The sequence below is a fragment of the Nocardioides panaciterrulae genome (genome assembly GCF_013409645.1).
Lineage (GTDB): Bacteria > Actinomycetota > Actinomycetes > Propionibacteriales > Nocardioidaceae > Nocardioides > Nocardioides panaciterrulae.
The window spans coordinates 137,777-163,733 of record NZ_JACCBG010000001.1; the positions used below are offsets into that span (position 1 = coordinate 137,777).

Sequence of the window (25,957 nt, forward strand, 5' to 3'; positions counted from 1 at the left end):
GATGACGGCCACTGGTTCTGCCACTACGCCTTCCGCGCCAAGGCGGACAGCACCATCCACATCGAGGACGACAAGGCCACGGTCTGTGGCAAGTGGTTGGAGGTCGAAGGAGCCAAGGTGGACTCCTCATAGACCGGCTCGGGCTCGCACACGCTGAATCTCTGGCCCGTCGGTGGCTACGACGAGCTGACAGACTGCGGCCACAAGACCTATCGGCCGTCTGCGTCCAAGACCGCGAGGCGATTCAGTGCCGAGCGCCAGCCCTGCCCGGTTGCGCGAGCGACGGAGAAGCCGTGGACCGAGGCGAGCGTCAGGCTGGCGGCCCGATCGGGAGCAGTGCTTGGTGGTCCCGCCGCCGGGGAGCGACGTTGACGCCGCAACGTGAAGGCTCCGGATACGGGCTTTGCTCGGGCTGAAGGCTCAGGTCGCGGGTGTTTCCGCCCGCAGGGCATCCGCGTCATCCATGCGGCTGTCCGTCGTACATGGAGTCCAGCAGCGGCCTGTACCGCGACTCCATGACCTTGCGCCTGACCTTCATGCTGGGTGTCAGCTCGCCGTCGTCGACGCTCAGGTCGTGGTCGAGGATCCGGAACTCCTTGATCGTCTCCCAGCGGTTCACCCGGCCGTTGAGCACCTCGACGCAGGAGCCGACGTACGAGCGGACGGCGGGGTCCGCGGCGAGCGGGGCGTAGTCGGTGGCCGCCAGACCCTGCGCCCGTCCCCACTGGAGGAGTGCCTCCGGATCGAGCGTGACCAGCGCGGTGGCGTAGTTGCGGCCGTCGGCGTGCACGAGCATCTGGCTGGCGAGCGGGCAGATTGCCTTGAACATCACCTCGATGGCCTGGGGCGCGATGTACTTGCCGCCCGAGGTCTTGACCAGGTCCTTCTTCCGGTCGGTGATGCGCAACCGGCCCTGGTCATCGATCTCGCCGACGTCCCCGGTCGCGAACCAGCCGTCCTCGTCCAGCACCTCGGCCGACGCCTCGGGCAGGTTGTGGTAGCCGCGCATCACCCCGGGGCCCCGGATGAAGATCTCGCCGTCGTCGGCCACCTTGAGTTCGGTGCCGGCCAGCGGTGGTCCGACGATTCCGAACTGCAGGTCGTCGAGACGGGTGATGCACGCCCCGGAACTGGTCTCGGTGAGCGCGTAGCCCTCGATGATCGGCAGGCCGGCTGCGTGGAACCAGCGCGCCACGTCGGTCGACAACGCCGCGCTGCCCGAGACCAGGAAGCGGATCCGGCCGCCGAGCCGGGCGCGGATCTGGGAGAGCACCAGCCGGTCCGCGAGCACGAACTGCGCGCGTACGAGCGGGTTCGGGCGCTGCTGGTCCAGCCGGGCCCGCGCCACCCGGTCGCCGACGCCGAAGGCCCACTTGTACAGCTGGTGCCTGAGGCCACCTTGTTCCTCGATGCCCTGCACGACCTTCGAGTGCACCTTCTCGAAGATCCGCGGCGGGCCGGCCATGAACGTGGGCCGGACGACGGCGAGGTTCTCCACGATCTTGTCGACGCGGCCGTCGAGGGCGGTCGGGAACCCGACCTGCAGCTGCACCGTCTCGAGCATCTTGCCGAAGGCGTGCGCCAACGGCACCCAGAGGTACTGCAGGTCGCTCGGCGACAACAGGTCTAGCGTCGTCGCGCCCGCGCCGATGTAGGTCCAGCACCGGTGCGGCAGCTCGACCCCCTTGGGTGGTCCCGTGGTCCCGGAGGTGTAGATGAGCGTGGCCAGGTGCTCCGGCTGTACGGCGGCCACGGACTCGTCCACCGCCGTCGGGTGCGCGACGAGGTGCTTGGCGCCGAGCGCCTGCAGCTCCTCCAGGGCGAGGACCCACTCCCCGTCCGCCGTACCGTCGAAGGTGACGACCCGGACCACGTCCGGGAGATGGTCGCGCTGCTCCTTCAGCTTGTCGATCTGCGCATCGTCCTCGGCGAAGACGATGCGCGAGCCGCTGTCGGACACGATGAACGCGACGCCCTCGGCTCCCGTCGTGGGGTAGACCGTCGTGGTCGCGCCGGCAGCGCACATCACGGCCAGGTCGGCGTAGATCCACTCGACCCGCGTGTTGCTCACGATCGCCACGCGGTCCTCTGGCCGGACCCCGAGCTCCAGCAGACCAGCCGCCATCGTCCGGACCGTGTCCTCCACCTGCGCCCAGGTCACCGACTGCCAGCCCGAGTCGGTCGGGAAGCGGAACGCCTCGGCGTCCGGCGTCGCGGTCACCCGGTCGCGGAAGAGGCGGGCCATCGAGACCGCTGGCGTCGGGTATCGGCTGGCGTCGGTCGAACCTGCACTCGTCCTGGTCACGGGTACTCCGATTCCCGGCGCCGCCGCCGACTCGCTCGCACCGGCCTCGGCGCGCCTGCACCCGACGTAACCGTTACGCCGTCGCCGCCAGCGTCCCGCCCCGGCCGGGGGGCTCACCAGGGAACTTTGTCCCGACGCCGATCCGGTCCATGACTGGACCGTCCCCGAGGCGGGTACGTCGACGCTCATGCGCATCTTCTTCACCGGGGGCAGTGGCAAGGCCGGCAGGCACGTCGCGCCGTACCTCGCCGCCCAGGGCCACCACGTCACCAACGCCGACCTCGTCCCGCTGGGCCACCCCGCCGTGGCGGACCTCCGCGTCGACCTCACCGACGCCGGCGAGACCTATTCGGCGCTGGCCGGGCTCGCCACCTTCGAGGAGCTGGACCTGCCCGAGAAGCCCACCTACGACGCGGTCGTGCACTTCGCCGCGATCCCCCGCATCCTGCTGACGTCAGACGCGGCGACGTACGCCGCGAACGTGCTCAGCACCTACAACGTGCTCGAGGCCGCCACCCCGCTGGGGGTGCGCAAGATCGTGTTCGCGTCCTCGGAGACGACCTACGGGATCTGCTTCGCGCAGGGCGAGCGGCGCCCGCGCTACCTCCCGGTCGACGAGGAGCACCCGACCGTCCCCGAGGACTCCTACGCGATGTCGAAGGTTGCCGGCGAGGCGACCGCCCGCTCCTTCCAGGCCCGCACCGGGGCGGACGTCTACGGGCTGCGGATCAACAACGTCATCGAGCCGCACGAGTACGCCGAGCTGTTCCCCGACTTCCTCGCTGACCCGGCGCTGCGGCGGCGCAACATCTTCGCCTACATCGACACCCGCGACCTGGGCCAGATGGTCCAGCGCTGCCTGGAGACCGACGGGCTCGGCTACGAGGTCTTCAACGTCGCGAACGCCGACCTGTCCGTGGCCTCGACGACGCAGGAGATCCGGGAGCGGTTCTACGACGGCGTGGAGGTGCGCCGCGAGCTGGGACGCGACGAGACCTTCTACTCCATCGACAAGGCGCGCGACCTGCTCGGCTACGCTCCTCGCCATTCCTGGCGCGATGTCCTGGCCGACCCCGGTGCCCGGAGCGAGACCGGGACCGGGAGGAGCTGAACCGCCATGCGCAAGCTCGTGGCCTACATGATCGTGTCGGCGGACGGGGTCGCGCAGGACCCCGAGGAGTTCGTGTCCGACTTCGACGAGGAGATGGATGCCGACCTCGCCGAGGCGATCGAGACCCAGGACACCGTCCTGCTCGGCCGCACGATGCACGACCAGTGGTCGCGCTACTGGCCCGACGCCGAGCACCAGCCCTTCGCCGACTTCATCAACACCGTGCAGAAGTACGTCGCGACCGCGACCCCGCTGATGGGCGGGTGGACGAACGCGGAGGCCATCTCGGGCCCGGTCGACGACTTCGTCCGGGCGCTCAAGGCGAGCGACGAGGGCGGCGACATCGGGGTCCACGGCAGCATCACGCTCACGCAGTCGCTGCTGGCCTCGGGGCTGGTCGACGAGCTCCGGCTGCTCGTGGCGCCGTGCGTGGTCGGCCGCGGTCGCCGCCTGTTCCAGGACGACGTGGCGCACTCCCTCGAGCTGGTCCGCAGCACCAGCACCCCGTCCGGCTCGCTGCTCGTGCACTACCGGGTGCGCACCGACTGAGGCGCCCGACTGAGGCGCCCGACTGAGGCGCCCGGCTGAGGCGCCGGCGCCCCGGCACCCTCAGCGCGGCAGGTGCACCAGCCCCCAGCCTGTGAAGGCGGGCAGCTCGGCGACCAGGTAGTCGCCGTCGCGGACGGCCGGCAGATCCACCAGCTCCGGGCCGTGCTCCGGACTGCCGAACAGCAGCCGCTCGCCGGCCCACCGGACCCGGACCGTGACCGACCCGACCGGGAGCGACGGCTGCTTGGGCCGGTTCCACTCCAGGTCCTCCTGGCCTGCCAGGTCGATCAGGTGCAGCGTCATGCCCAGCGCCGAGGACCGGGCCACGACCCACAGGCTCCCGGCGACGGGGTCCGGGCTCACCGGGACGGCGGCGGTGACCGCGAGGTCGTCGTTCTCGTCCCCGGACAGGTGCGAGTGGGTGATGGTGCGGGCCTTCGGTGCGTGCAGCAGGTCCCCGTTGGCCACGGCGAAGTCGAACCAGTCCCGCAGCAACCGGCCGGTCCCGGCGTCGACCCGCGCGAAGTTCGGGTAGTAGGGGTGGGTCAGCACCCCGTCGCCCTCCCCGCAGAGCAGGTGGTGGCCGCCGTGGGCCCAGATCGTCGCCAGCGCCAGCCGCGCCGCCCACTCCGCGCCGGGCGTGCTGCCGTCGGCGAACGGCACCAGGTAGGCCGCGAGCACCACCGGGCGTCCCGGCGCGGAGAGCCGGGCGGCCTCGATCAGCGCGACGAGGTGGCGGTACTCCCGGTGCGGGTCCCACACCTCGACGTACGTCGTGTCCAGCGGCGCCGCCACGCTGGTCCAGGTCGGGTAGTCGTTGACGTTGTTGAAGAACAGCGTCGCCTCCGGCAGCGCACGCCGGACCTCGCGCAGGAACGGCGGGAACAGCTCGGCGAGGTCCAGCGGCCGGCCCTCGTGGTCCCACGCGATCTTCGGGAAGCCGTAGGTGTCGAGGTGCAGCCCGTCGAAGCCCAGCTCGTCCACCGCGCGCCGGAACTGCCCGATGATGTGGTCGTGCCAGGGATTGTCCGGGGCGAGGTTGCCGATCTTGAGCAGGTCGGCCAGCGCGTACGCCGTCCCGTCGCGGTGGTAGAGCAGCTGGTCGGGGTGCTCCTCGGCGTAGTCCATCGCCACGCCGTAGACGGCGGCGTACCCGACCGCCGACGCGCCGACCTCGCGGCAGGCCGCGATCAGCGACCGTGTGGTCCGGTGCGAGAGGTCGCGGCCGCAGATGTCGGTGAACTCCTCCGCGCTCCCGACCAGGTCGGCGTGCCGGTAGGCCCAGTCGTAGAACTGGACCGCGGTCAGGTGCAACCGGCGCAGGCCGAGGCTCGCAGCCGCGGTCTCCTCCGGGGACCGGCCCGGCCCGAACTCGGAGAGGAAGCCGTAGCGCGGGCGGTCGACCGGAGCGGCGAGCACGTCGAACGCGCTGGTGACCGGCGCCTCGTCCTCACCCAGCAGGCGTACGGCGTAGCCGCCGACCGGCAGCACGCCCAGGTCGAGCAGCCGACCGGGTGGCACCTGCTCGTCGCGGACCCTCTCGCCGAGCCGGGTCACCACCAGCCGGGCCGGCGCAGCGGCGCCGGTCCACTCCAGGACCACCGGCTGGTCCGGGGCGAACGTCGCGTGGGTCGGGACCAGGTCCTGCCCGCTCATCGTCCGTGCTCCCGCCGCAGGACCCGGGCCTCCCAGGCCACGAGGTCGGGTCCGACCGAGCCCGCCACGTTGCCGAGGAGCAGCGGAGCGTCCAGCCACTCCTCCCACCCCGGGACCGCCGGGCGGACCGGGTCGCCGGAGAAGTTCGCGACGCAGAGCAGCTCCACCTCGCCCAGCCGCCGGGTGAACGCGTAGACCACAGGGTCGTCCTCGAGCAGCATCGTGAAGTCGCCCAGGGCGACCGCCGGCTCCGACTTCCGCAGCGCGATCAGCCGCCGGTAGTGGTGGAAGACCGAGTCGGGGTCGGCCAGCGCGGCCGCGGCGTTGATCTCGTCGTGGTTGGGGTTGACCGCCAGCCAGGGGGTCCCGGTGGTGAAGCCGGCGTTCGGCGAGGCGTCCCACTGCATGGGCGTCCGGGCGTTGTCCCTGCTCATCGCGCGCAGCGCGCGCAGCACGTCGGCGGGCTGCTCGCCGAGCCCCACCGCGTGCCGGTAGTGGTTGACCGACTCGATGTCGCGGAAGTCCTCGATCGCGGCGAAGGGCGCGTTGGTCATGCCGAGCTCCTCGCCCTGGTAGACGTACGGCGTCCCGCGGTGCAGGTGCAGCACGGTGCCGAGCAGCTTGGCCGAGCGCACCCGGTGCGCGCCGTCGTCCCCGAAGCGGGACACCACCCGCGGCTGGTCGTGGTTGTTCCAGTAGAGGCTGTTCCAGCCGGCCTTCGCCAGGCCCTCCTGCCAGCGCCCCAGCGACTCCCTGAGCGCGGTGAGCCGGAACGGCAGCACGTCCCACTTGCCCTCGCCCTGGTCGACGCCCACGTGCTCGAACTGGAAGACCATGTCCACCTCGCGCCGCTCGGGATCGGTGAACAGCTGCGCCTCCTCGACGGTCACCCCCGGCATCTCGCCGACGGTCAGCAGGGTGGCCTCGTGACCGGCCACCACCTCGGCGTGCATCTCGGCGAGGAACTCGTGGATGCGGGGCCCGCCCAGGAAGTACGCCGCGCCGTCGCCGTGCGCCGCGCCCTCGGCCACGGGGCCGTCGGTCAGCGGCAGCTGCTTGGAGATCATGTTGATGACGTCCATCCGGAACCCGTCGACGCCGCGGTCGAGCCACCAGCGCATCATCGCGTGGACGGCGTGCCGGACCTCGGGGTTCTCCCAGTTCAGGTCGGGCTGCTTGCGGCTGAACAGGTGCAGGTAGTACTCGCCGGACGCCTCGTCGTACTCCCACGCGGGCCCGGAGAAGAACGAGCCCCAGTTCGTGGGCTCGGCGCCCGGCTCACCGGGCGTGCTGCCGGGCCGGGCGGGCCGCCACCAGTACCAGTCGCGCTTGGGCGAGTCGGTCGAGGACCGCGACTCGACGAACCACGGGTGCTCGTCGGAGGTGTGGTTGACCACCAGGTCCATCACGACCCGGAGGCCGCGCGCGTGGGCCTGGGCGATCAGGTCGTCGAGGTCGGCGAGCGAGCCGAACAGCGGGTCGACGCCCTGGTAGTCGCTGATGTCGTAGCCGTTGTCGTCCTGCGGCGAGGGGTAGATCGGGCTGAGCCACAGCACGTCGACACCGAGCTGCTGGAGGTAGTCCAAGCGCGAGGTGATGCCGCGCAGGTCGCCGACCCCGTCGCCGTCGGCGTCGGCGAAGCTGCGCGGGTAGACCTGGTAGACGACCGAGCTGGTCCACCAGGGGGCCTCGGGGCCGGGCTCGGGGCGGGACTCGGGGCGGGGCTCGGGAACGGACCCTGCGACGGTCATGGGGATCATCCCTTCGGTTCAGCCCTTGAGGGCGCCGGCCTGCAGGCCGGAGACGAAGTAGCGCTGGAAGACGACGAACACGGCGATCACCGGGACCACGGCGATGGTGGAGGCGGCGAACACCAGCCCCCAGGAGGTGCCGTGCTGGCCCTGGAAGAGCTGGATGGCCATCGGCAGCGTGCGGTTGTCCTTGGAGTCGATGATGGTCACCGCCCAGACGAACTCGTCCCAGGAGCCGAGGAACGTGAAGATCGCGGCGGTCGCGAGGGCGGGACGGGCCAGCGGCAGCATCAGGTGCCAGTAGATGTGCCAGCGGTTCGCGCCGTCGATCAGCATGGCGTCGTCGAGCTCGCGCGGGATCCCGGCGAAGAACCCCCGCAACAGGAAGGTCGTGAACGCGAGCTGCCCGGCGACGTAGAACAGCACCAGGCCGGTGCGGCTGTCGAGCACGCCGAGGTCGCGGGCCACGAAGTACTGCGGGATCAGCAGCATCATCGCGGGGATCATCAAGGTGGCGATCATCGCGTAGAACATCGCCTTCTTGCCGACGAACTCGAAGCGGGCGAACGCGTAGGCCATCATCGATCCGAACAGCAGCACCAGCGCCACCGTGGCCAGCGCGACGGCCGCGCTGTTGAGGAAGTAGCGGCCGAAGCCGCTGGAGGTCCACGCCCGGACGTAGTTGTCCAGCGTCGGGTGGTCGGGCACCAGGCTCGGGGTGAGGACGAAGCTCTGCTGCTTGAGCGAGGTGGCGATCATCATCGCGAACGGCAGCACCATCACCGCGGCCCCGACGAGCAGCACCACGAAGCGTCCGGTGGTCCGCGCGGACGGCCGGCTCATCGGGCGGGCCGGCGGGCGGGTCGGCGGGCCGGTCGGGGGGCGGGTCACGAGGCCTCCTCGTCGTAGCGGAACAGCCTCATCTGGGCGAAGCTGAGCGCGAAGATGATGATCGCCAGCAGGTAGGCGATCGCCGAGCCGTAGCTGAACTCCAGGAAGTCGAACGCCTGCTTGTACATGTAGGTCAGGACCACCTGGGTGTCGTTGGCGGGGCCGCCACCGGTCATGACGAAGACCGAGATGAAGACGTTGAACCCGCCGATGACCAGCATGACCGTCACGAACAGTGCGACCGGGCGCAGCTGCGGCAGCGTCACCGCGAAGAACCGGCGGACCGGTCCGGCTCCGTCGACGCTGGCGGCGTCGAGCAGGTCCTTCGGCACGGCCTGCAGGGCGGCCAGGAAGATCAGCATCGACCAGCCGGCACCCTTCCAGATGCCGAGCAGGCTGAGCACGACCATCGCCGGCCACCGGCTGCCGAGCCAGTTGATCGGCTCCGAGCCGATCCCCAGCCCGTCGTGCAGGACGTGGTTGACCAGGCCGCTGCTGGTCGCGAAGAGGTACTCGAAGACCAGCGACACCACGACCCAGCTGGTGATGACCGGCAGGTAGTAGAGCACCCGGAAGGCGACCTTGCCGGCGATCGCCTTGTTCAGCAGCAGCGCCAGGGCCAGGCCGAGGATCATCTGGGTGGGCACGGTCGCGACCATGTAGACGCCGGTGTTGACCAGGCTCTTCCAGAAGATCGGGTCGTGCAGGGCCCGGTCGTAGTGCTTCAGGCCCACGAACGGACTCGGCAGCCCCGGGTTGAACTGCCAGTCCAGCAGGCTCATCCGGGCCGCCTGCACGATCGGCCAGAGCACGAGCCCGACGAAGAGCACCATGCCGGGCAGCAGGAAGAGGTACGGCGTGAGCCGGGAGCCGTGCCCGGTCCCGCCCGAGGGGGCGGGCCCCCGGCGGGGGCGGGCGCGGCGGCCCGACCCCGGGCGGGGGACGCGGGGGCGGGCCGCCGGGGTGGCGCCGGTCGTCGGTGAGGCGGTATCGGTCATCGGTCAGCCACCAAGTCAGGTCGGTCAGGAGCTCGCGAGGATGCCGTCGATCTGCTTCGCGGCACTGTCGAGGGCGGCCTGCACGGTGGTGTCGCCGGTGAACGCCTTCTGCACCTCGGTGCTCAGGATCGTCTCGATCTTCGGGTACTCCGGGTGGGGGAGCCGCGGCCGCGCCGTCTCGAGCTGCTTGGCGAAGATCCCGTAGTAGGGCTTGATGTCGGTCAGCTGCGAGCCGAGCGTGGACAGCACCGGCATCTGGCCGACCTCGGCCATGTCCTTCTGGGCCTCGTCGGAGAGCAGGAACCGGATGAACTGCTCGGCGTCGCCCTTGGACGGGCAGCTGTTGGTCATCACGACGTCCTCGCCGCCGACGACCGAGATGGACCCGCCGGGGCCGGCGGGCATCATCGCGGTCTGCACCTGGAAGTCGGGGTTCTGGCTCGCGAAGATCGGGAGCATCCACGGTCCGTCGAGCATGGTCGCGTAGTCGCCCTTGGGAAGGCCCACCGAGGTCTCCTCGCCGCCCTTGGCGCCGGTGATGATGTCGGGGAGCTCGCCCTCCTTGTAGAGGTCGACCAGCAGCTGCACACCGGCGACGGACTGCGGCGAGTTCAGGTAGCCGGTCGCCTTGGTCATGTCGGAGTTGGCCAGGTCGCCGCCGGCGGACCAGATCCACGGCATCAGGTTCCAGCCGGAGGTGCCGTTGTCGGCGAACGCGTAGTCGCCGGTGCCCTTGAGCCCGTCGGCGAGCTTGCGCATGTCGTCGAAGGTGGCGGGCGGCTTGCTCATCCCGGCCTCCTGGAGCGTGGCCTGGTTGTACATCAGCACCCGGGTGTTGGTGTCCAGCGGCAGCCCGTAGTGCTTCCCGTCGTACTCGGTGGTCGCGAGCGCGCCGTCGTAGGTCGTCGAGGCGATCTTGTCGAAGTCCGTCATCTCGTCGCTGAGCGGCGCGATCGTGCCGAGCTTGGCCAGCTCCGGGACCCAGATGATGTCGCTGCGGACCAGGCACGGCAGGGTGCCGCCCGCGGTGGCGGTGAGCAGCTTCTGGTGCAGGTCGTCGTAGGGATAGGGCACCGACTCGACCTTGATGCCGGGGTGGGACTTCTCGAAGGCCGGGATGACCTTGTCCTCGAGGGTCTTGATCTCGGGACTGTCGGCGCTGTAGGCGTGCCAGTACTTGATGACGGTGTTGCCCTGGGCGTCGGTGGTCGGCTTCTGGTCGCCCCCGCCGCAGGCGGTCAGGGTCAGCGCGACGCCCCCGAGGGCCAGCCAGCTCAGCGTCTTCGAGACTCTCATGCTCGGTTCTCCGTTCTCGGCGAGTGGTCGGCGGCGTGCGAGACGTCGCTTGGGGAATAAGTTGCAGCATGAAAAGAACTGGTGTCAAGAGTCACTGGCGGCCAGGCGTGAAATTCGCGCAACCGTTGCGCTGAACCGCGATCATCGCGTTGAATTATCGCCATACTGCAAGGAACTATGGGTGTTGAGCGGGGAACGGAGATCGGTGTGACCGAGTTGGAGGAGCGACAGCAGGCCTGGCCGACGCTGGACGGGCTGGCGCGCGACCTCTCGCTCGAGGTGCTCATCCGGGGGCCGCTGCCCCGGCGCGAGCTGGCGGCCAAGTTCGGGGTGTCCGCCGCGACCCTGACCCGGACGGTGGCGCCGCTCATCGAGCGCGGGGTGCTGATCGAGCTCGAGGAGCCGCTCGCCGGCGGCCTGGGGCGGCCCGCCCGGCTGCTCGACGTCCCGGCGAGCACCCACCGGTTCGTCGGCCTCAAGCTCACCGGCGACTGCGTGCACGGGGTGCTCACCGACCTCCGCGCCCAGATCGCGGCCTCGCGGACCGTGCAGCTCGAGACCCTCGAGCCGGCGCGGGTCGCTGAGCAGGTCGCCCGCCTGGTCGAGCAGCTGGACACGGGTCGGGACGCGACCGCGGTGGGCATCAGCTTCGGCGGGGTCAGCCACGACGGCCGCACCGTCGCCCGGGCGCCGTTCCTGGACTGGCACCAGGTGCCGTTGGCGGAGCTGGTCGAGCAGGCCACCGGCCTGCCGGTGATCCTCGAGAACGACCTGGTCGCGCTGGCCGGGGCCGAGCACTGGTTCGGCGAGGGGCGCACGGTGTCGAGCTTCGCCGTCCTCACCATCGGCATCGGCGTGGGCTACGGCCTGGTCGTGCACGACCGCGTCGTCACCCACCGAGACGTCGGGGTGGGGCTCGTCGGCCACTACCCGCTGGACCCGCAGGGGCCGCGCTGTCCCAGCGGCCACCACGGATGCGCCGAGGCGATGCTGACCACCACCGGGATCAGCTCGCAGGTCTCGGTCGCCCACCGCCGCCCGGTCGGCTACGACGAGGCGCTCGAGCTGGCCCGCCAGGGTGACCCGGTGGCGCTGCAGGTCGTCACCGCCGCCGGCCACGCGTTGGGCCGGCTCATCGCCGCCGTCGCCAACCTGGCGATGCCCGAGCGGATCTTCCTGTCCGGGGAGGGGATCGAGCTGGCCCGGCTGGTCTGGGCGTCGGTGTGGGCGGGAGTGCAGCGCGATCGGGACCCCGCCGCCTCGACCGTCGACGTGGCCGTGCAGCCCTACGACTCCGACCAGTGGGCCCGGGGAGCGGCCGCGATCGCGATCCAGCACCACGTTCTCGGCTCCGCGTCGACGCGCTGACGCTGCCCCGCCCCCTCATGCGGCAGGCTGTGCGCATGTACTACGTCGGGGTCGACCTCGCCTGGGGGCGGCGCAAGCCCACCGGGCTGGCCGCGCTCGACGACGACGGCCGGCTCGTGCACGTCTCCGCGGTCACCACCGACGAGGAGATCGTCGCCGCGCTGGCGCCGTACGTCGAGGGCGACTGCGTGGTCGCCGTCGACGCGCCGCTGGTGGTCCGCAACGCGACCGGCAACCGGGCGGCCGAGGCCGAGCTCAACCGCGACTTCGCCCGGTTCGACGCCGGGGCGCACCCCTCGAACACCGGCAAGCCGGAGCTGGTCTCGCCCCGCGGCGCGCTGCTCGCGGACAAGCTCGGCCTCTCCCTGGACCCCGCGCCTGGCAACGGCCGCCGGGCGGTCGAGGTCTACCCGCACGCGGCCACGGTCTCGCTGTTCCGGCTGGGCCGGACCCTGAAGTACAAGAACAAGACCGGCCGCTCCCTGGAGTCGCTGCGCGGGGAGATGCTGGTGCTGATGGGCCTGCTCGAGGGGCTCGCCGACGCCGACCCGGCGCTGCACGTCAACGGGACCTGGCGCACCCTGGTCACGGCCGTCGAGGAGGCCGGTCGCAAGAGCGAGCTGCGGGTGGTCGAGGACCAGGTCGACGCGGTGCTCTGCGCCTACGTCGCCCTCTTCGCGACCCGCCGGCCGCAGCAGACCACGACGTACGGCGACCCCGAGCACGGCTGCATCGTCACCCCGGCGCTGCCTGAGGGCCTCGAGCCGACCCCGCGGGAGCGCCGCAGCGCCACCGCGGGGGACCGGGTGGCCGCCGCGGTGCGTGAGTACGCCGTGGCGCAGCCGTCGCTGCGCGGGGCCGCCGAGCAGGCGGTCGCGCTGGTCCGGACCGTGCTCGACGACGCCGGCATCAACTACCTCACCGTGGACGGCCGGGCCAAGAGCGTGGCGTCGTTCGCGGCCAAGGCGGCCCGGATCGAGGACGGCGCCCCGGCGTACCCCGACCCGCTGCGCGACATCACCGACCAGGTCGGCGTCCGGGTGATCACCTACGTGCACAGCGACGTGGCCGCGGTCGCGGACCTGCTCGGCGACCAGGTGGTGGTCCGCGACGACCGCGACATGGGCCGCGAGACCGCGAGCCAGGGCCGGTTCGGGTACGCCAGCCGGCACCTGCTGATCGAGCTGGACGCCGCCCGGGAGGGCCAGGAGGCCTACGAGCTGCTGCGCGGCCGGGTCGTGCAGGTGCAGATCCGCACGGTGCTGCAGCACGCGTGGGCGGAGTTCGAGCACGACATCCGCTACAAGGGCACCATCCCCGACGAGCACGTGCCGGACTTCGACCGCCGCTTCACGCTGGCCGCCGGCCTGCTGGAGCTGGCCGACCAGGAGTTCGAGACGATCCGGGAGCGGCTGCAGCAGGGGCTCCGGGTCGCGCCCGCCGAGCACGTCGACGACGACCCGCGGATCAGCCCGCGCGAGCTCGCGGCGTTCCTCGCCGGCCAGTACGCCGACGCCGGCTGGTCGCGCACCGACCACTACGCGTGGATCTCCGGGCTGCTGCTGGAGCTGGGCATCGCCTCGCTCGACGAGCTGGGCGAGGTGCTCCGGGCGGTCGACTCGGCCGCGCTCAACGAGCGGATGGACTACCGCTACCCGCCCGGCGCCGTCCGCCGGCTCGACGACGCGCTGCTGGCGGCCTACGACGAGCAGTACGTCGCGCTGCACGGCAACAGTCACCGGGTGCCGCTGCTGGAGGCCCGGCTGGCCCGGCTCCGCGGCCAGCCCTGACTCCGGCCCTGACTCCGGCCGGTCCAGTCCGCATCCCACCTGCGGCGGATCGCACACGGCCCGCGCGGTAGGACCGGTGCGGTAGTGGGCATAGGAGAGTCATGAGCTCAACGACCTCCGGAAGCCTGCACCGCTACACCGCGCTGGTCCGGCTGCTGGTCCGGCACGGCCGGTCGGACCTGGTGTCCGGCGCGGGCCTGGACGAGTTCGCGGTCGACGAGGAGCGCCCGACCGGCGACCAGGGTCGGGCCGAGGCGTTCGCCCGGGACCTGGAGGAGCTCGGCCCGACGTACATCAAGCTGGGCCAGCTGCTCTCGACCCGCTTCGACCTGCTGCCGCCGGCGTACACCACCGCGCTGGCGCGGCTGCAGGATGACGCCGAGCCGTTCCCCTACGAGCAGGTGGAGGCGATCGTCGAGGCCGAGCTGGGCGGGCAGGTGCGGCACCTGTTCGCGGACTTCGAGCGCGAGCCGCTGGCGGCCGCCTCGCTCGGCCAGGTCCACCGCGCGACGCTCCCCGGCGGCCGCGAGGTGGTGGTCAAGGTGCAGCGCCCCGACGCCCGGGAGGTGGCCCGCGAGGACATGGAGGTGCTCGCGCGCCTCGCCGGCCTCGCGGACCGGCACACCGAGGCCGGGCACCGGTTCGGGTTCGAGCAGCTGCTCGGGCAGTTCCGGCGCTCGCTGGCCGGCGAGCTGGACTACCGGCGCGAGGCGCGCAACCTGGCGAAGTTCCGCGAGCTGACCCAGCCCTACGACCTGCTGGTCGTGCCGGAGCCGGTCCTCGACCACTCCTCGTCGCGGGTGCTCACCATGGAGCGCATCGAGGGGCGCAAGGTGACCGACGTCGGGCCGCTCGGCCTGCTCGACGTGGACGCCGCGCCGATCGTGGAGCAGCTGTTCCGCTGCTACCTGAACCTGATGCTCGACGAGGGCGTGGTGCACGCCGACCCGCACCCGGGGAACCTGCTGCTCACCGACGACGGCCGGCTGGCGCTGTTGGACCTGGGCATGGTGAGCATGATCCCGCCGCGGATCCAGGACCGGGTGCTCAAGCTGCTGCTCGCGATCGGCGACGGCGACGGCGAGGAGGCGGCGAAGGTGCTGGCCGCCATGGGTCAGCCCCTCGACGAGTACGACGCCGCCGCGTTCCGCTCGGACGTGGCGCACCTGGTCTCCGAGGCGACCGCCGCCGGGCCGCACCAGCAGGCCGGCAAGGTTCTGGTCGAGCTCAGCCGGCTCAGCGGCGCGCACGGCCTGCGCCCGCCCGCGGAGATGTCGATGATCGGCAAGGCGCTGCTCAACCTCGACCAGTCGACGCTGCACCTCGACCCGGACTTCGACCCCGCCGAGGCGGTCCGGGCCAACCTCAGCGACCTGCTCACCAGCGGGCTGAAGGTGAGCCGGGGCGGGGTCATGGCCGCGGCGCTGGAGGCCAAGGAGTTCACCGCGCAGCTGCCCCGCCGCGGCAACCGGATCCTGGACAGCCTGGCCGACGGCGAGTTCACCATCCGGGTGCAGGCGGTCGACGAGGAGCGGCTGCACCGGGTCCTGCAGCGTCTCGCCAACCGGGTGACGCTGGGCATCGTGATCGCCGCGACCCTGCTCGGCGCCGCCCTGATGATGCGGGTGCCCACCGACCACCGGATCCTCGGCTACCCCTCCCTGGCGATGGGCTTCTTCTCCTTCGCCGTGCTCGCCGGCATCGCGCTGGGCGTGTGGATCGTGATGACCGACCGCAAGGTGGCCAGGACCGTGCGGCCCAGCCCGGGCGACACCGGCCCGGGGATCTGAGCGGCGGCCGGGAAAACATGTAACGCCCGGTTAGGGGCTCCGTCGCACCGTTCGAACGGGTCGGCTGGCCCCCTAACCGGGCGTTACAAGCAGGCGGCGCGATCAGCTCGAGGCGGCCCGGAGCTTCTCCAGCAGCGGACGGGCGGCCTCGGCGAGGAACGCGTCCTGGCTCTCGTCGCCGACCTGCACCAGCGCGACGTCGGTGAAGCCGGCCTCCCAGAACGCGCTGACCGCCTCGACGATCCGGTCCAGGTCCGGGCCGCACGGGATCGACTCGGCGACGTCCTCGGGGCGGACGAACTGGGTCGCGCCCGAGAACCCCCGCGGCGTCGGCAGGTCGGCGTTCACCTTCCACCCGCCGGCGAACCACCGGAACTGCTCGTGGGCGCGCTGGACCGCCACGGCCTCGTCGGGGTCCCAGCAGATCGGGATCTGGCCGACGGCCCGGGCGCCCTCCCCGATCCGGGTGGCGCCCTCGACGGCGTTCCACGACTCGACCAGGTCGGCGCGCGGCTCCACCGCGATCAGGTGGTCGCCGATCGGTGCGAAGTGCTCGATGGCCCGGTCCCCGGCCACCGCGAGCGCGAGCTCGACCGGCTGCTCCGGCAGGTCCCAGATGCGCGCGGAGTCGACGTCGAAGTGCTCGCCCCGGAAGGTCACCAGCTCCCCGGTGTGCAGCGCCCGGATGATCTCGACGGCCTCGGCGAGCATCTCCTGCCGGGTCTGGATCGACGGCCAGCCGGCGCCCACCACGTGCTCGTTCAGGCTCTCGCCGCTGCCGAGGCCCAGGGTGAAGCGGCCCTCGGCGAGGAGCTGCAGCGTCGCCGCCTTCTGGGCGACCACGGCGGGGTGGTAGCGGATCGTCGGGCAGGTCACGTAGGTCATCAGGTCCACCCGCGAGGTCGCCTGGGCCACCGCGCCCAGCACCGTCCAGGCGTACGGCGCGTGCCCCTGCTCGGTCAGCCACGGGGAGTAGTGGTCGCTGGAGACCTCGAAGTCGAAGCCCGCCTCCTCCGCGCCCACGGCGTACCGCACCAGCTCGCGCGGACCGCTCTGCTCGGTCATCAGCGTGTAGCCGAACCGGGTCTGTGCTTCGGTCACTGCATCCTCCTCGGGGGCCCCGCGGGCCCGGACGAACGTCGGACCACGCCCGTACCCCTCGTAGCCTCGAGCCATGACACCTGCCGAGCTGCTGATCGACTCCTTCGGCCGGATCGCCGAGGGCGCCCACGACGTCGTCGACGGGCTGGACGAGGCCCAGCTGGCCCACCGCCCCGGGCCGGACGCCAACCCGATCGGGTGGCTGGTCTGGCACCTGGCCCGGGTCCAGGACGACCACGTCGCCGACGTGGCCGGCCGCGACCAGGTGTGGACCGGCCGCGGCTTCGCCGAGCGGTTCGCCCTGCCCTTCGACACCGGCGACATCGGCTACGGCCACTCCAGCGAGCAGGTCGGGCAGCTGCGCGCCGACGCCACGATGCTCCAGGAGTACGTCGCGGCCGTCCACGACCAGACCCGCGGCTACCTCGAGGGGCTCGCCGAGGCGGACCTTGACCGGGTCGTCGACGAGCGCTGGGACCCCCCGGTGACGTTGGGGGTGCGACTGGTCAGCGTGGTCGGCGACGACCTCCAGCACCTCGGCCAGGCGGCGTACGTCCGGGGGCTGCTCGGCGTCTGAGGCCGGGCTGGCCCGGCCCGGCCCGGCCCCCGGCCGAGCGACAGCAGGCAGCGCCCGCCTCAGGTGACCTCGCGCATGGTCCGGCTGATCCGGTAGCGCACGAAGGCGGGGGCGGCGAGGGCGGCGACGACGGTGCCGACGACCACGAGCACGCCGCCGCCGGCGGCGGTGGCGGCGGTGCCGACCAGCGCGGCGGAGGCGCCGTGGGCGACGTCGGCGATCCGCGGCCCGCCGGCGACCACCACGATGAACACGCCCTGCAGCCGGCCGCGCACCGAGTCGGTGGCGGCGGTCATCAGCATGCTGTTGCGGAACGCCGAGGACGCCATGTCGGCGGCGCCGCCGAGGACCAGCGTCAGCACCGCGGCCACCAGCATCGGGGTCGGGCCGAGGCGGTCGGCGAGCCCCACCGCCACGCCGAAGCCGGTGATCGCCACGCCCCACAGCAGGATGCAGACGATCACGGCCCGGCCCTGGAGGTCGACCCGGGAGACCCAGCCGGAGAAGATGCCGCCGAGCACCGCGCCGGCGGGGATCGCGGCGAACAGCAGCGCGAACGCGAGGCCGCCCTCCGCCGGCCCGCCGAACGCCTCGTGCGCCACCTGGGGGAACAGCGCCCGCGGCATCCCGAAGGTCATCGCGATCAGGTCGACGACGAACGACATCAGCAGCACCGGGTGACCGCGCAGGTAGGTCAGGCCCTCGACCACCGAGCGCAGCCCGGGGGCGCCGGCGGCGCCCTCGACCGCCAGCCGGGGCAGCCGGACCACCGCGGACAGCGTGGCGAAGAGCGTGCAGGTGTCGATCAGGTAGAGCCAGGAGAAGCCGAGCACCGGGATCAGCGCCCCGGCGACCAGCGGGCCGGCGATCGCGCCGGCCTGGAAGATCGTCGTGTTCAGCGAGTTGGCGGCCGGCAGCAGGTCCAGCGAGATGATCTTCGGCAGCACCGCGCTGCGGGTCGGCTGGTTGACCGCGAAGAACGCCTGCTGGAGCGAGAACAGGCCCAGCAGCAGCCACACGTCGAGGCCGCCCACCGCGGCCTGCAGCCAGAACAGCGCGCTGGTCGCGATCAGCCCCACGGTCGTGCAGACCAGGATCGTACGGCGGTCCACGACGTCGGCCAGCGCGCCGCCCCAGAGCCCGAACACCACGAGCGGCACCAGGCCGAAGAGCCCGGTGAGTCCGACGTACGCCGAGGAGCCGGTCTCCGCGTAGATCTGCGCCGGCACCGCGACCACCGTCAGCTGGGCGCCGACGACCGTGACGATGTTGGCCAGCCAGAGCCGGCGGAAGTGCTCGTTGCGCAACGGCCGCGTGTCCGCGACGAGCCCTCGGAGTCCTGCCACGTCCGGCGAATCTACTGCCCGCAGCCCGGCCCGCACGCCGCCGGGCCGGCACCGGCGCAGCCGTGTCCGGCCTCCGGACGGTCACGAACCGATGACGAACGGACGCGACGCAGCAAATAGGCTTGACGCCGACCGTACGGTGTCCCAGGCATCGACGTGGGGAGAGTGGGACGTGGTAGCGGCGGAGACGGTCGTCGAGCGGGGCTTCGACATCGGGGAGCTGGGCCGGCCGGGGGGCATCGGGATCCGCTGCCAGGGCCTCGTGCACCTCTACCGCACCTTCGAGGGCCACGACGTGGTCGCGCTGCAGGGCGTCGACCTGACCATCGCGCCCGGCGAGCGGGTGGCGTTCCTCGGCCCCAGCGGCTCGGGCAAGTCCACGCTGCTCACGCTGCTGGGCGGCATCCAGAAGCCCAGCGCGGGCCGGATCTTCCTCGGCGACGAGGAGATCTCGCGGATGGGCGAGCGCTACCTCGCCCGGATCCGGTCGCGCCGGGTCAGCACGATGCTGCAGGGCTCGACCCGCAACCTGCTGCCCTACGCCACCGCCCGCCAGAACATCGCGTTCGCCCGGCTGGCGCTGGCCGGCTCCGAGCGCCGCGAGGTCGAGCCGGCCGCCGCCCTGCTGGACCGCGTGGGGCTCGGCGGCCAGGCCGACCAGGTGGTCTCGACGATGTCCGGCGGCCAGCGCCAGCGGCTCGCGCTGGCCTGCGCGGTCTCCACCGGTCCCCAGCTGCTGCTCGCCGACGAGCCGACCAGCCAGCTCAGCCACGAGGACCGCGACCACGTCATCGAGTTGCTGCACGAGCTCGGGGACGACCTGGGCACGACCATCGTCGTGGTCACCCACCAGCCCGAGGTCGCCGCGACCTTCCCGCGGACGGTCACGATGAAGGGCGGCCGGGTCGGCTCCGAGGGCCGCGACGGCGCGGAGTACGTCGTGATCGGCGCGGAGGGCGTGGTGCACCTGCCCAGCCACCTCGCCGACCAGTGGCCGCAGGGCACGCTGGTGCGCATCGAGCCGGAGGACTACGACCGGCTGGTGGTCTCCCGTCCCTCGGAGTCCGACGCCGGCCAGGACCCGGAGGTCGAGCAGTGAGCACGGGCGTGAACACCGGCGCGGGCGCCGAGGCGGGCACGAGCGCCGGAGCGACCCCCGGCCCGGACGCGGCCGGGCGCAGCCTGGTCCTCGCCGGGGTGACCTACGAGCTGTCCCGGCGCCTCCTCGACGACGTCGACGTGGAGTTCCGGGCCGGTGAGCTCACCGCGCTGTCCGGGCCCAGCGGCTCGGGCAAGACCACGCTGCTGTCGGTCGCCGGCGGCCTGATCGAGCCGACCAGCGGCCGCGCGACGTACGCCGGGAAGCCGATGTGGCTCGGGACCGGCGACCCGCGCCCGGAGGTCGCCTTCGTGCTCCAGGTCTACGGCCTGGTCCCGATCCTGTCCGCGCGCGAGAACGTCTCGGTCGCGCTGCGCGCCCGCGGCCTGAAGCCGGCCGAGGCCGACGAGCGGGCCGAGGCGGCGCTGGCCCGGTTCCACATCGCCGACCTCGGCGACCGCCAGGTCGAGGAGCTCTCCGGCGGCCAGATGCAGCGGGTCGCGCTGGCGCGCGGGCTGTGCGTCGGCTCGGAGGTGCTGCTGGCCGACGAGCCCACCTCGGAGCTCGACGAGGGCAACCGGGGCCTGGTGCTGGCCGAGCTGCGCAAGGAGGCGCGGCGCGGCGCGGTCGTGGTCGTGGCGACCCACGACCCGGCGGTCGTGGACGCCTGCGACCGGCACTACGTGATCGACGAGGGCCGCCTGGTCGACCACGTCGCCGAGGTCGACCTGGCCCAGTTCGCCGCGCCGCAGCCCGCCCGGCCCGCCCAACCCCGGACGAGCGTGCCGACCGGGACGGCCGAACCGGCCGAACCGGCCGGGACGAGCGAGCCGTCCGGGACGAACGAACCGGCCGGGACGAGCGAGCCGGCCGACGCACAGGTCCCCGCCGTGGCCCGGCCGCGCGCCGAGGGCGACGACGCGGCGTTCCGCCGCCCCCCGGGCGACGCATGAACCGCACCCTGCGGGGTGCGTGGTCCCGGCGCGGGACCCTGCTGCCCCTGCTGCTGCTGACCGTGGTCGTGGTCGCCGGCACCGTCACCGTCATCGGCTTCGCCGAGCAGGCCGGGACCTCCGCGATGCTGGCGGTGCCGCTGCTGCTGCTCGGGATCGTCGCGGTCCCCACCACCGGGCGCGAGCTCGCGAGCGCCCGGCGCGGCGAGATCGCCCTGGCCCGGCTGCGCGGCCTGCGCGGTGCCCAGCTCTACCGGCTGCTCGCGGTGGAGCCGCTGCTGGTCCTGGTCCTCGGCGGCCTGGCCGGGCTGGTGCTGGGCGGGATCGGTTCGCTGCTGGCCACCGCGGCCTGGCTCGGCTCCGGCGCCGGCCTGCCGGGGCCGGGGGCGCTGCTCGCCGGGCTCGCGATCGTCGTGATCGGCCTGGTCGCGGTGCTCGCCGGCATGGCCGGCGCGCTGCGCGAGCCGCTGGCCGGCCAGGTCAGCACCGCCACGCGTCCGCGGTCGGCCTCCGCGGCCGCGTTGTTCGGCAACGTGCTGGTGGTCGTGGCCGCGGTCGTCGCCGTCTACCGCAGCTCGGTGGCCACCGGCGACCCCGACTGGGTCGTGCTGGTCGGTCCCGCGCTGATCGGGCTCGCGGTCGGCGGGCTGGTCGTCTGGCTGGTGCGGGTGGCCGCCCGGGTGGCCGTGGCGCGGACCGCGGACGGGTCGCTGTCCGGCTTCCTGGCCGTACGCCGGCTCGCGCGGGTCGCGGACGCGGCGACCGCGCTGCGGGTGCTCGTGGCCGCGACCGTCGTGGCCGCCGTCGCGGTCACCGGCGCCGCCCAGGTCGGCGACTGGACCCACGACACCGCCCGGCTGAGGGCGGGGGCGCCGCTGCAGGTCCGCCTCGACGGCGACGCCGCCGCGGCGCTGCAGCTGACCCGCGACCTCGACCCGGACGGGCACTGGCTGATGGCCGCGGTGCTGGTGCCCGGCGAGGGCAGCGTGGTGGCCCGGCGCGCGTTCCTCGACCTCTCGCGCTTCGACCCGGTGCTCGGCGACTTCTACGCCGGCACCCCCGCGGCCGGCCTGGCCCACGACGTGGCGGCGCTGACCGGCGGCGACAGCCTCGGCACCGGCGACACGGTCACGGCGACGGTGCGCGGCGTCAGCGCGCGGCGCACCGGCGTGATGCGGCCGCGGGTCAAGGTGGGCTACCGCGACTCCACCGGCACCGGCCGGCAGGTCGTCGTCCGCCTGAAGGTCGCGCGGGACGGCGGCCCGGACACCGCCTCCGCGCCGGTCGAGGGCTGCGACACCGGCTGCGTGGTCACCTCGGTGACGCTGGCCCGCAGCCCGGGGGACACCACGCTGCCGTGGGTGCTCACCGGCCTGGACCTCGGCGGCGCCGACGCGATGACCGCGCACTGGCGCACCAGCGCCCCGAACTGGTTCGGCGAGCCGACCTCGCCGACCCGGGTCGACGACGGGCTGCTCGCGCCGTCGACGTTCAAGCCGCTCACCGCCCAGGCCACCCAGACCGCCGCCACGGTCCCGGTGGTCGCGACCGACTCCGCCACCTGGGACGGCAAGCGGCTGCTGGACTCGCCGGGCGGCGACGAGCGGACCGCCGAGCTCGTGGGCCGGCTGCCGGCGCTGCCGCTGGTGGAGGCCGACGGGCTGCTCGCCGACCTGTCGCGGGCCGCCGCCGGCGCGCCCCCGACCGTGCCGGCCGCCCAGGTGATGGTGCTGGCCCGCGCGGACACCCCCACCAAGGTCCTCGACGCGCTCGTCGCCAAGGCCGGGCACCGCCCGGTCACCCTCGACGCGGTCGACCAGCGGGTGGCCGTTGTGACCGGCGCCGCCCAGGCGAAGGTCTACTCGCTGATGGCGCTGTTCTGCGTGCTGGCCGCGCTGCTGGTGCTCGCCACCGCGGTGGCCCGGCAGCGCACCGCCTGGACCCGGGAGGTGGCCGCGCTGCGCACGGTCGGCGTCGGCAGCCAGGTGGTCCGCGCCTCCGGGCGGGTCGAGGTGCTCTGGCTGGCCGCGGCCGCCACGGTGTCCACGCTGCTCGGCACCGTTCTCGCGGTGCCGCTGCTGCTGGCCCACCTGCCGCTGGTCAGCGTCCCGGAGCACGCCGTACCCCTCGTCACCGGGCTGTCGTGGTGGCCGCTGCTGCTCGGTGCGGTCGTCGCGGCCGTCCTCACCGGCGGGGTAGCCGGCCGCGGCCGGAGGCTGCGCCCGGACCAGACCCGGCCGGCCATCCTGCGCGAGGAGGGCGCCGCATGAACCCGCTGTTCGCCACGGTGGCCCGCGGGCTGCGGGCCCGGGCGCTGCTCTCGGCCGGCTCGGTGCTGCTCACGGCGCTGGCCATCGGCTCGGCGGTGCTCGGTCCGGTCTTCCAGGAGGCGGTCACCAACTCCTACCTGGTCACCCGCCTCAACGACGCCCCGAACGAGCTCACCGGGCTGACCTGGCGCTACCAGCCGGAGGGCCCGACGGTCGACGTCGCCACCACCGTGGCCCGGGCGGAGCGGGCCGCCGCCGGTGCCGCCGACGGGCCCTTCCTGGCCCCGCAGTCCCTCGTCGAGAGCGGCCGGCTGCCCGCGCTGTCCGGCGCCCAGGTCCAGCTGCTCGGCAGGGACGGCGCCTGCGACCACCTCGAGGTCGAGGGCCGGTGCCCGGCCCGGCCGGGGGAGATCCTGATGCTGGCGGGCGACCTCGAGCGGACCGGGCTGACGGTCGGGAGCCCGATCGACACGGGCTCGCCGGGCCGCGGGGGGTTCGGGAAGCTGACGGTGGTCGGCAGCTACCGGGTCCCGTCGAGCGCCACCGACTACTGGTTCCAGCCGGCCCGCTTCGGCAGCATCCCCCCGTTCGAGACGGCGCGCCAGCAGATGCCCTACAAGCCGGCGCCGTTCGTCACGCCGCTGTCGACCTTCGAGCGGGTCCCGCCGGCCGGCTACAGCGTGCTGGTCGACCGGCGGCTGCAGGTCCCGGCCGGCTTCACCGTCGACGACCTGCCCGCGGTCGAGCGGACCGCGGCCGGGCTGGACGGCGACGCCAGCCGGGTCCCGGGTGGGACGCTCACCGGCGACAGCATCAACGACATCCACGGCATCGCGCAGGAGGTCAGGGGGCAGCAGGCCACCGCGAAGGCCTCGATCACCCCGGCTGTCATCTCGCTCGTGCTCGTGGCCATGGCGCTGCTGCTGCGGCTGCTGATGGCGGCGGCCGACCTGCGCCTGCCCGAGCTGGCGCTGGCCTCGCTGCGCGGCCTGCCGCGTCGACGGATGTGGGCGCTCGGGCTGTCGGAGCCGCTGGCCCTGCTGGCGCTGTCGCTGCCGGTGGGCGCCGCGGTCGGGTTCGCGCTGTCGCTCGCGCTGGTGCGCTGGTGGCTGGTCCCGGGCCTGCCGCTGCCGCTGCCGTGGACCGCGCTGGCCTCGGCGCTGGTGGTCGCGGTCGCCTCGCTGCTGGTCGCGGTGCTCGCCGTCGGGCTGGTGCTGCGGGTCTCCCTGTCCGACCAGCTCACCGGTGTACGCCGGCCGCAGCGGACCTCCCGCGTGGCGCTAGTCGTGCAGCTCACGCTGGTCGCGGCCGCGGTCGCGGTGCTGGCCAGCAAGCTGTCGGCCGACAAGCCGGGCGACCCCGACATGACCGACCTGGTGCTGCCGGTGCTGCTCGCGGTGGTGGCCGGCCTGGCCGCCACCCGGCTGGTGGCCGGCGCGGCGACCCGCTGGACCCGGGCGCGCCCGCGGGCCCGGGCCCTGGCCGGCTTCGTCGCCGCCCGGGCGATCAGCCGGCGGCAGGAGGGCACGCTGGTGATCCTGCCGGTGACCGCCGCGATCGCCATCTGCGTGTTCGGCGCCGGGGTCTACACCTCGGCGAGCCAGTGGCGCGAGAGCGTCGCCGCGACCGCCGCGCCGGCCGGCCAGGTGTGGACCTCCCCGCTGACCATCGACCAGACCGTGGGGCTGACCCGCCGGCTGGACCCGCAGGGCCGGTGGCTGATGGCCGCGGGGCAGCTCGACAGCCTCGGCCCGACGTACACCGTCGTCGACGCGCCCCGGCTGGGCCGGGTCGCGGCGTGGCAGGACCAGTGGACCCCCGGCATCGGCGCCGACGAGGTCGCGCGCCGGATCGGCCTGCGGGCGACGGTGCCGACGGTCACCGGCACGCGGCTCGGTCTCACCGTCGACAACCAGGTCCGCTCCGACGACGACCTCTACCTCCGGCTCCGGCTCGACGTGCCGTCGGACCGCACCCACTACCTGTTCCTCGGCCCGTTCCGGTCCGGCACGAGCAGCCTGTCCGGGCCCACGCCGTACTGCCGCCAGGGCTGCCAGCTGCGGGGCATCACCGTGGGCGCCGCCGCCGCGCTGCCGGCAGCGATGCAGGGCTCGCTCACCCTCAGCGACATCGTCGCCGACGGCGAGCCCGTCCCGGGCGCGATCGCGGGGGCGGGCTGGACCCGCAGCCCCGACGACCAGCCGGACGGCGCGGTCGGCGAGGTCTCCACCAGCGGGGACCGGCTGGTGGTCGGCGTGGACTCCGGCGGCGGCACCGCGATCGGGCAGATCACCTCCGGGGACGTGCCGGCGAGGCTGCCGGTGGTGGCCGGCGTGGACTCGCCGACGACCGCCGCGTCCGGCAGCTTCACCGGCACCAGCGAGAGCGAGTTCCCGGTCCGGCCGGTGCTGACCTCGGGCAGCGTGCCGTTCCTCGGCCCGAGCGGCCTGATGATCGACTACGGCATGCTGACCGCCACCCGCACGCTCTACGACCAGGGCCAGGACGTCTACGTGCTGGCCCGCGCGGACACCCCGCCGTCGGTCCTCCAGGGCCTCGAGGACGCCGGCGTCACCCGCAGCACCACGCTCGCCTCGGTCAAGCACACCCTGGACCAGGGGGCCTACGCGCTGGCGCTGCGGCTCTACGCCGTGGTCGCGGTGCTGGTGCTGATCATGGCGCTGGCCGGCCTCGTCGTGAGCACCGCCGTCCAGCTGCCGGCCCGACGCCGCGATGCCGCGTCGCTGCGGGTCGTGGGGGTCTCCCGCCGGTCGGTGATGTCCTCGGTGGTGCGCGAGCTCGCGGTGGTCCTGGGGGGGACCGCGCTGGCCGGCCTCGCCGCGGGCACGGTCGCGCAGTACGTCGTGCTCCGGACGGTCACGCTCGGCTACGTCGAGGACATCAAGACCCCCGCGCTCGTCGCCGCGGTCGACTGGAACCGGCTCGCGGTGCTCACGCTGCTCGCCGCGGTGGTCTTCGGCGTGGTGGCCGTGGCGAGCGCCGCGCTGACCGTCCGCGGCGCGCGTGGGGCCACGCTGCGGGAGAACGCGCGCTGAGCCGGGGCCGCTCCGGTCCTGGCCGGTCCCGACCCCGGGCGCCTTGGGCC

The 25,957-nt window shown here is 73.2% G+C and carries 18 protein-coding genes; 10 read left to right on the top strand and 8 right to left on the bottom strand.

Annotation, left to right across the window (positions count from 1 at the left end):
* Positions 1-457: 457 nt before the first annotated feature.
* The gene (locus BJZ21_RS00735) at positions 458-2,245 is read right to left on the bottom strand and encodes an AMP-dependent synthetase/ligase (protein WP_179662003.1); all 1,788 of its coding nucleotides are present in this window, start codon (positions 2,243-2,245) and stop codon (positions 458-460) included.
* Positions 2,246-2,492: 247 nt separating this feature from the next.
* Here BJZ21_RS00735 and BJZ21_RS00740 point away from each other — a divergent pair, with 247 nt between their 5' ends.
* Together BJZ21_RS00740 and BJZ21_RS00745 are read left to right on the top strand one after the other, a co-directional pair.
* Positions 2,493-3,416 carry an NAD-dependent epimerase/dehydratase family protein gene (locus tag BJZ21_RS00740; protein WP_179662004.1) on the top strand — a complete coding sequence of 308 codons (924 nt, stop codon included), beginning with the start codon at positions 2,493-2,495 and terminating at the stop codon, positions 3,414-3,416.
* A 6-nt stretch (positions 3,417-3,422) separates the two neighbouring features.
* Positions 3,423-3,965: a dihydrofolate reductase family protein gene (locus BJZ21_RS00745; protein ID WP_179662005.1), complete on the top strand. Its 543-nt coding sequence runs from the start codon at positions 3,423-3,425 to the stop codon at positions 3,963-3,965.
* Positions 3,966-4,025: 60 nt separating this feature from the next.
* Here BJZ21_RS00745 and BJZ21_RS00750 read toward each other — a convergent pair whose 3' ends face one another.
* Genes BJZ21_RS00750 through BJZ21_RS00770 form a run of 5 tightly spaced genes read right to left on the bottom strand, consistent with a single transcriptional unit; the run spans position 4,026 to position 10,557 of the window.
* Positions 4,026-5,621, bottom strand: coding sequence for a glycoside hydrolase family 66 protein (locus tag BJZ21_RS00750; protein ID WP_179662006.1), 1,596 nt, complete (start codon positions 5,619-5,621; stop codon positions 4,026-4,028).
* Positions 5,618-7,372: a glycoside hydrolase family 13 protein gene (locus BJZ21_RS00755; protein ID WP_179662007.1), complete on the bottom strand. Its 1,755-nt coding sequence runs from the start codon at positions 7,370-7,372 to the stop codon at positions 5,618-5,620. Before BJZ21_RS00755 ends, BJZ21_RS00750 begins: the two co-directional genes overlap by 4 nt.
* Before the next feature lie 18 nt (positions 7,373-7,390).
* Positions 7,391-8,263, bottom strand: coding sequence for an ABC transporter permease subunit (locus tag BJZ21_RS20690; RefSeq protein ID WP_218851214.1), 873 nt, complete (start codon positions 8,261-8,263; stop codon positions 7,391-7,393).
* Positions 8,260-9,261, bottom strand: coding sequence for a carbohydrate ABC transporter permease (locus BJZ21_RS00765; protein WP_179662008.1), 1,002 nt, complete (start codon positions 9,259-9,261; stop codon positions 8,260-8,262). The genes BJZ21_RS20690 and BJZ21_RS00765 overlap by 4 nt, the downstream gene beginning before the upstream one ends.
* A gap of 24 nt (positions 9,262-9,285) precedes the next feature.
* A complete protein-coding gene (locus BJZ21_RS00770) occupies positions 9,286-10,557 on the bottom strand; it encodes an extracellular solute-binding protein (protein WP_179662009.1) in 1,272 nt (423 codons plus the stop codon).
* Between the two features lie 207 nt (positions 10,558-10,764).
* Here BJZ21_RS00770 and BJZ21_RS00775 point away from each other — a divergent pair, with 207 nt between their 5' ends.
* The 3 genes from BJZ21_RS00775 to BJZ21_RS00785 all read left to right on the top strand — a co-directional run bounded on the left by BJZ21_RS00775 (position 10,765) and on the right by BJZ21_RS00785 (position 15,505).
* The gene (locus BJZ21_RS00775) at positions 10,765-11,925 is read left to right on the top strand and encodes an ROK family protein (RefSeq protein ID WP_218851216.1); all 1,161 of its coding nucleotides are present in this window, start codon (positions 10,765-10,767) and stop codon (positions 11,923-11,925) included.
* A gap of 35 nt (positions 11,926-11,960) precedes the next feature.
* Positions 11,961-13,715: a DUF429 domain-containing protein gene (locus BJZ21_RS00780; RefSeq protein ID WP_179662011.1), complete on the top strand. Its 1,755-nt coding sequence runs from the start codon at positions 11,961-11,963 to the stop codon at positions 13,713-13,715.
* 101 nt (positions 13,716-13,816) lie between these two features.
* Complete coding sequence (locus BJZ21_RS00785) at positions 13,817-15,505, top strand: ABC1 kinase family protein (RefSeq protein WP_179662012.1); 1,689 nt, start codon at positions 13,817-13,819, stop codon at positions 15,503-15,505.
* A gap of 102 nt (positions 15,506-15,607) precedes the next feature.
* Here BJZ21_RS00785 and BJZ21_RS00790 read toward each other — a convergent pair whose 3' ends face one another.
* A complete protein-coding gene (locus tag BJZ21_RS00790) occupies positions 15,608-16,606 on the bottom strand; it encodes an LLM class F420-dependent oxidoreductase (protein WP_343051882.1) in 999 nt (332 codons plus the stop codon).
* A gap of 73 nt (positions 16,607-16,679) precedes the next feature.
* Here BJZ21_RS00790 and BJZ21_RS00795 point away from each other — a divergent pair, with 73 nt between their 5' ends.
* Positions 16,680-17,183: a mycothiol transferase gene (locus tag BJZ21_RS00795; RefSeq protein ID WP_179662014.1), complete on the top strand. Its 504-nt coding sequence runs from the start codon at positions 16,680-16,682 to the stop codon at positions 17,181-17,183.
* Between the two features lie 59 nt (positions 17,184-17,242).
* Here the strand turns inward: BJZ21_RS00795 and BJZ21_RS00800 are convergent, their stop codons facing one another.
* Positions 17,243-18,529: an MFS transporter gene (locus BJZ21_RS00800; RefSeq protein ID WP_179662015.1), complete on the bottom strand. Its 1,287-nt coding sequence runs from the start codon at positions 18,527-18,529 to the stop codon at positions 17,243-17,245.
* 172 nt (positions 18,530-18,701) lie between these two features.
* On the opposite strand from BJZ21_RS00800, the gene BJZ21_RS00805 reads away from it, so the two are divergent.
* From BJZ21_RS00805 to BJZ21_RS00820, 4 genes are read left to right on the top strand one after another with little or no spacing between them, the layout of a single operon-like run.
* Positions 18,702-19,628 carry an ABC transporter ATP-binding protein gene (locus tag BJZ21_RS00805; RefSeq protein WP_343051883.1) on the top strand — a complete coding sequence of 309 codons (927 nt, stop codon included), beginning with the start codon at positions 18,702-18,704 and terminating at the stop codon, positions 19,626-19,628.
* Positions 19,625-20,581 carry an ATP-binding cassette domain-containing protein gene (locus tag BJZ21_RS21300; protein ID WP_179662017.1) on the top strand — a complete coding sequence of 319 codons (957 nt, stop codon included), beginning with the start codon at positions 19,625-19,627 and terminating at the stop codon, positions 20,579-20,581. The genes BJZ21_RS00805 and BJZ21_RS21300 overlap by 4 nt, the downstream gene beginning before the upstream one ends.
* A complete protein-coding gene (locus BJZ21_RS00815) occupies positions 20,578-22,851 on the top strand; it encodes an FtsX-like permease family protein (RefSeq protein WP_179662018.1) in 2,274 nt (757 codons plus the stop codon). Before BJZ21_RS21300 ends, BJZ21_RS00815 begins: the two co-directional genes overlap by 4 nt.
* Positions 22,848-25,907 carry an FtsX-like permease family protein gene (locus tag BJZ21_RS00820; RefSeq protein WP_179662019.1) on the top strand — a complete coding sequence of 1,020 codons (3,060 nt, stop codon included), beginning with the start codon at positions 22,848-22,850 and terminating at the stop codon, positions 25,905-25,907. Before BJZ21_RS00815 ends, BJZ21_RS00820 begins: the two co-directional genes overlap by 4 nt.
* Positions 25,908-25,957: the final 50 nt, after the last annotated feature.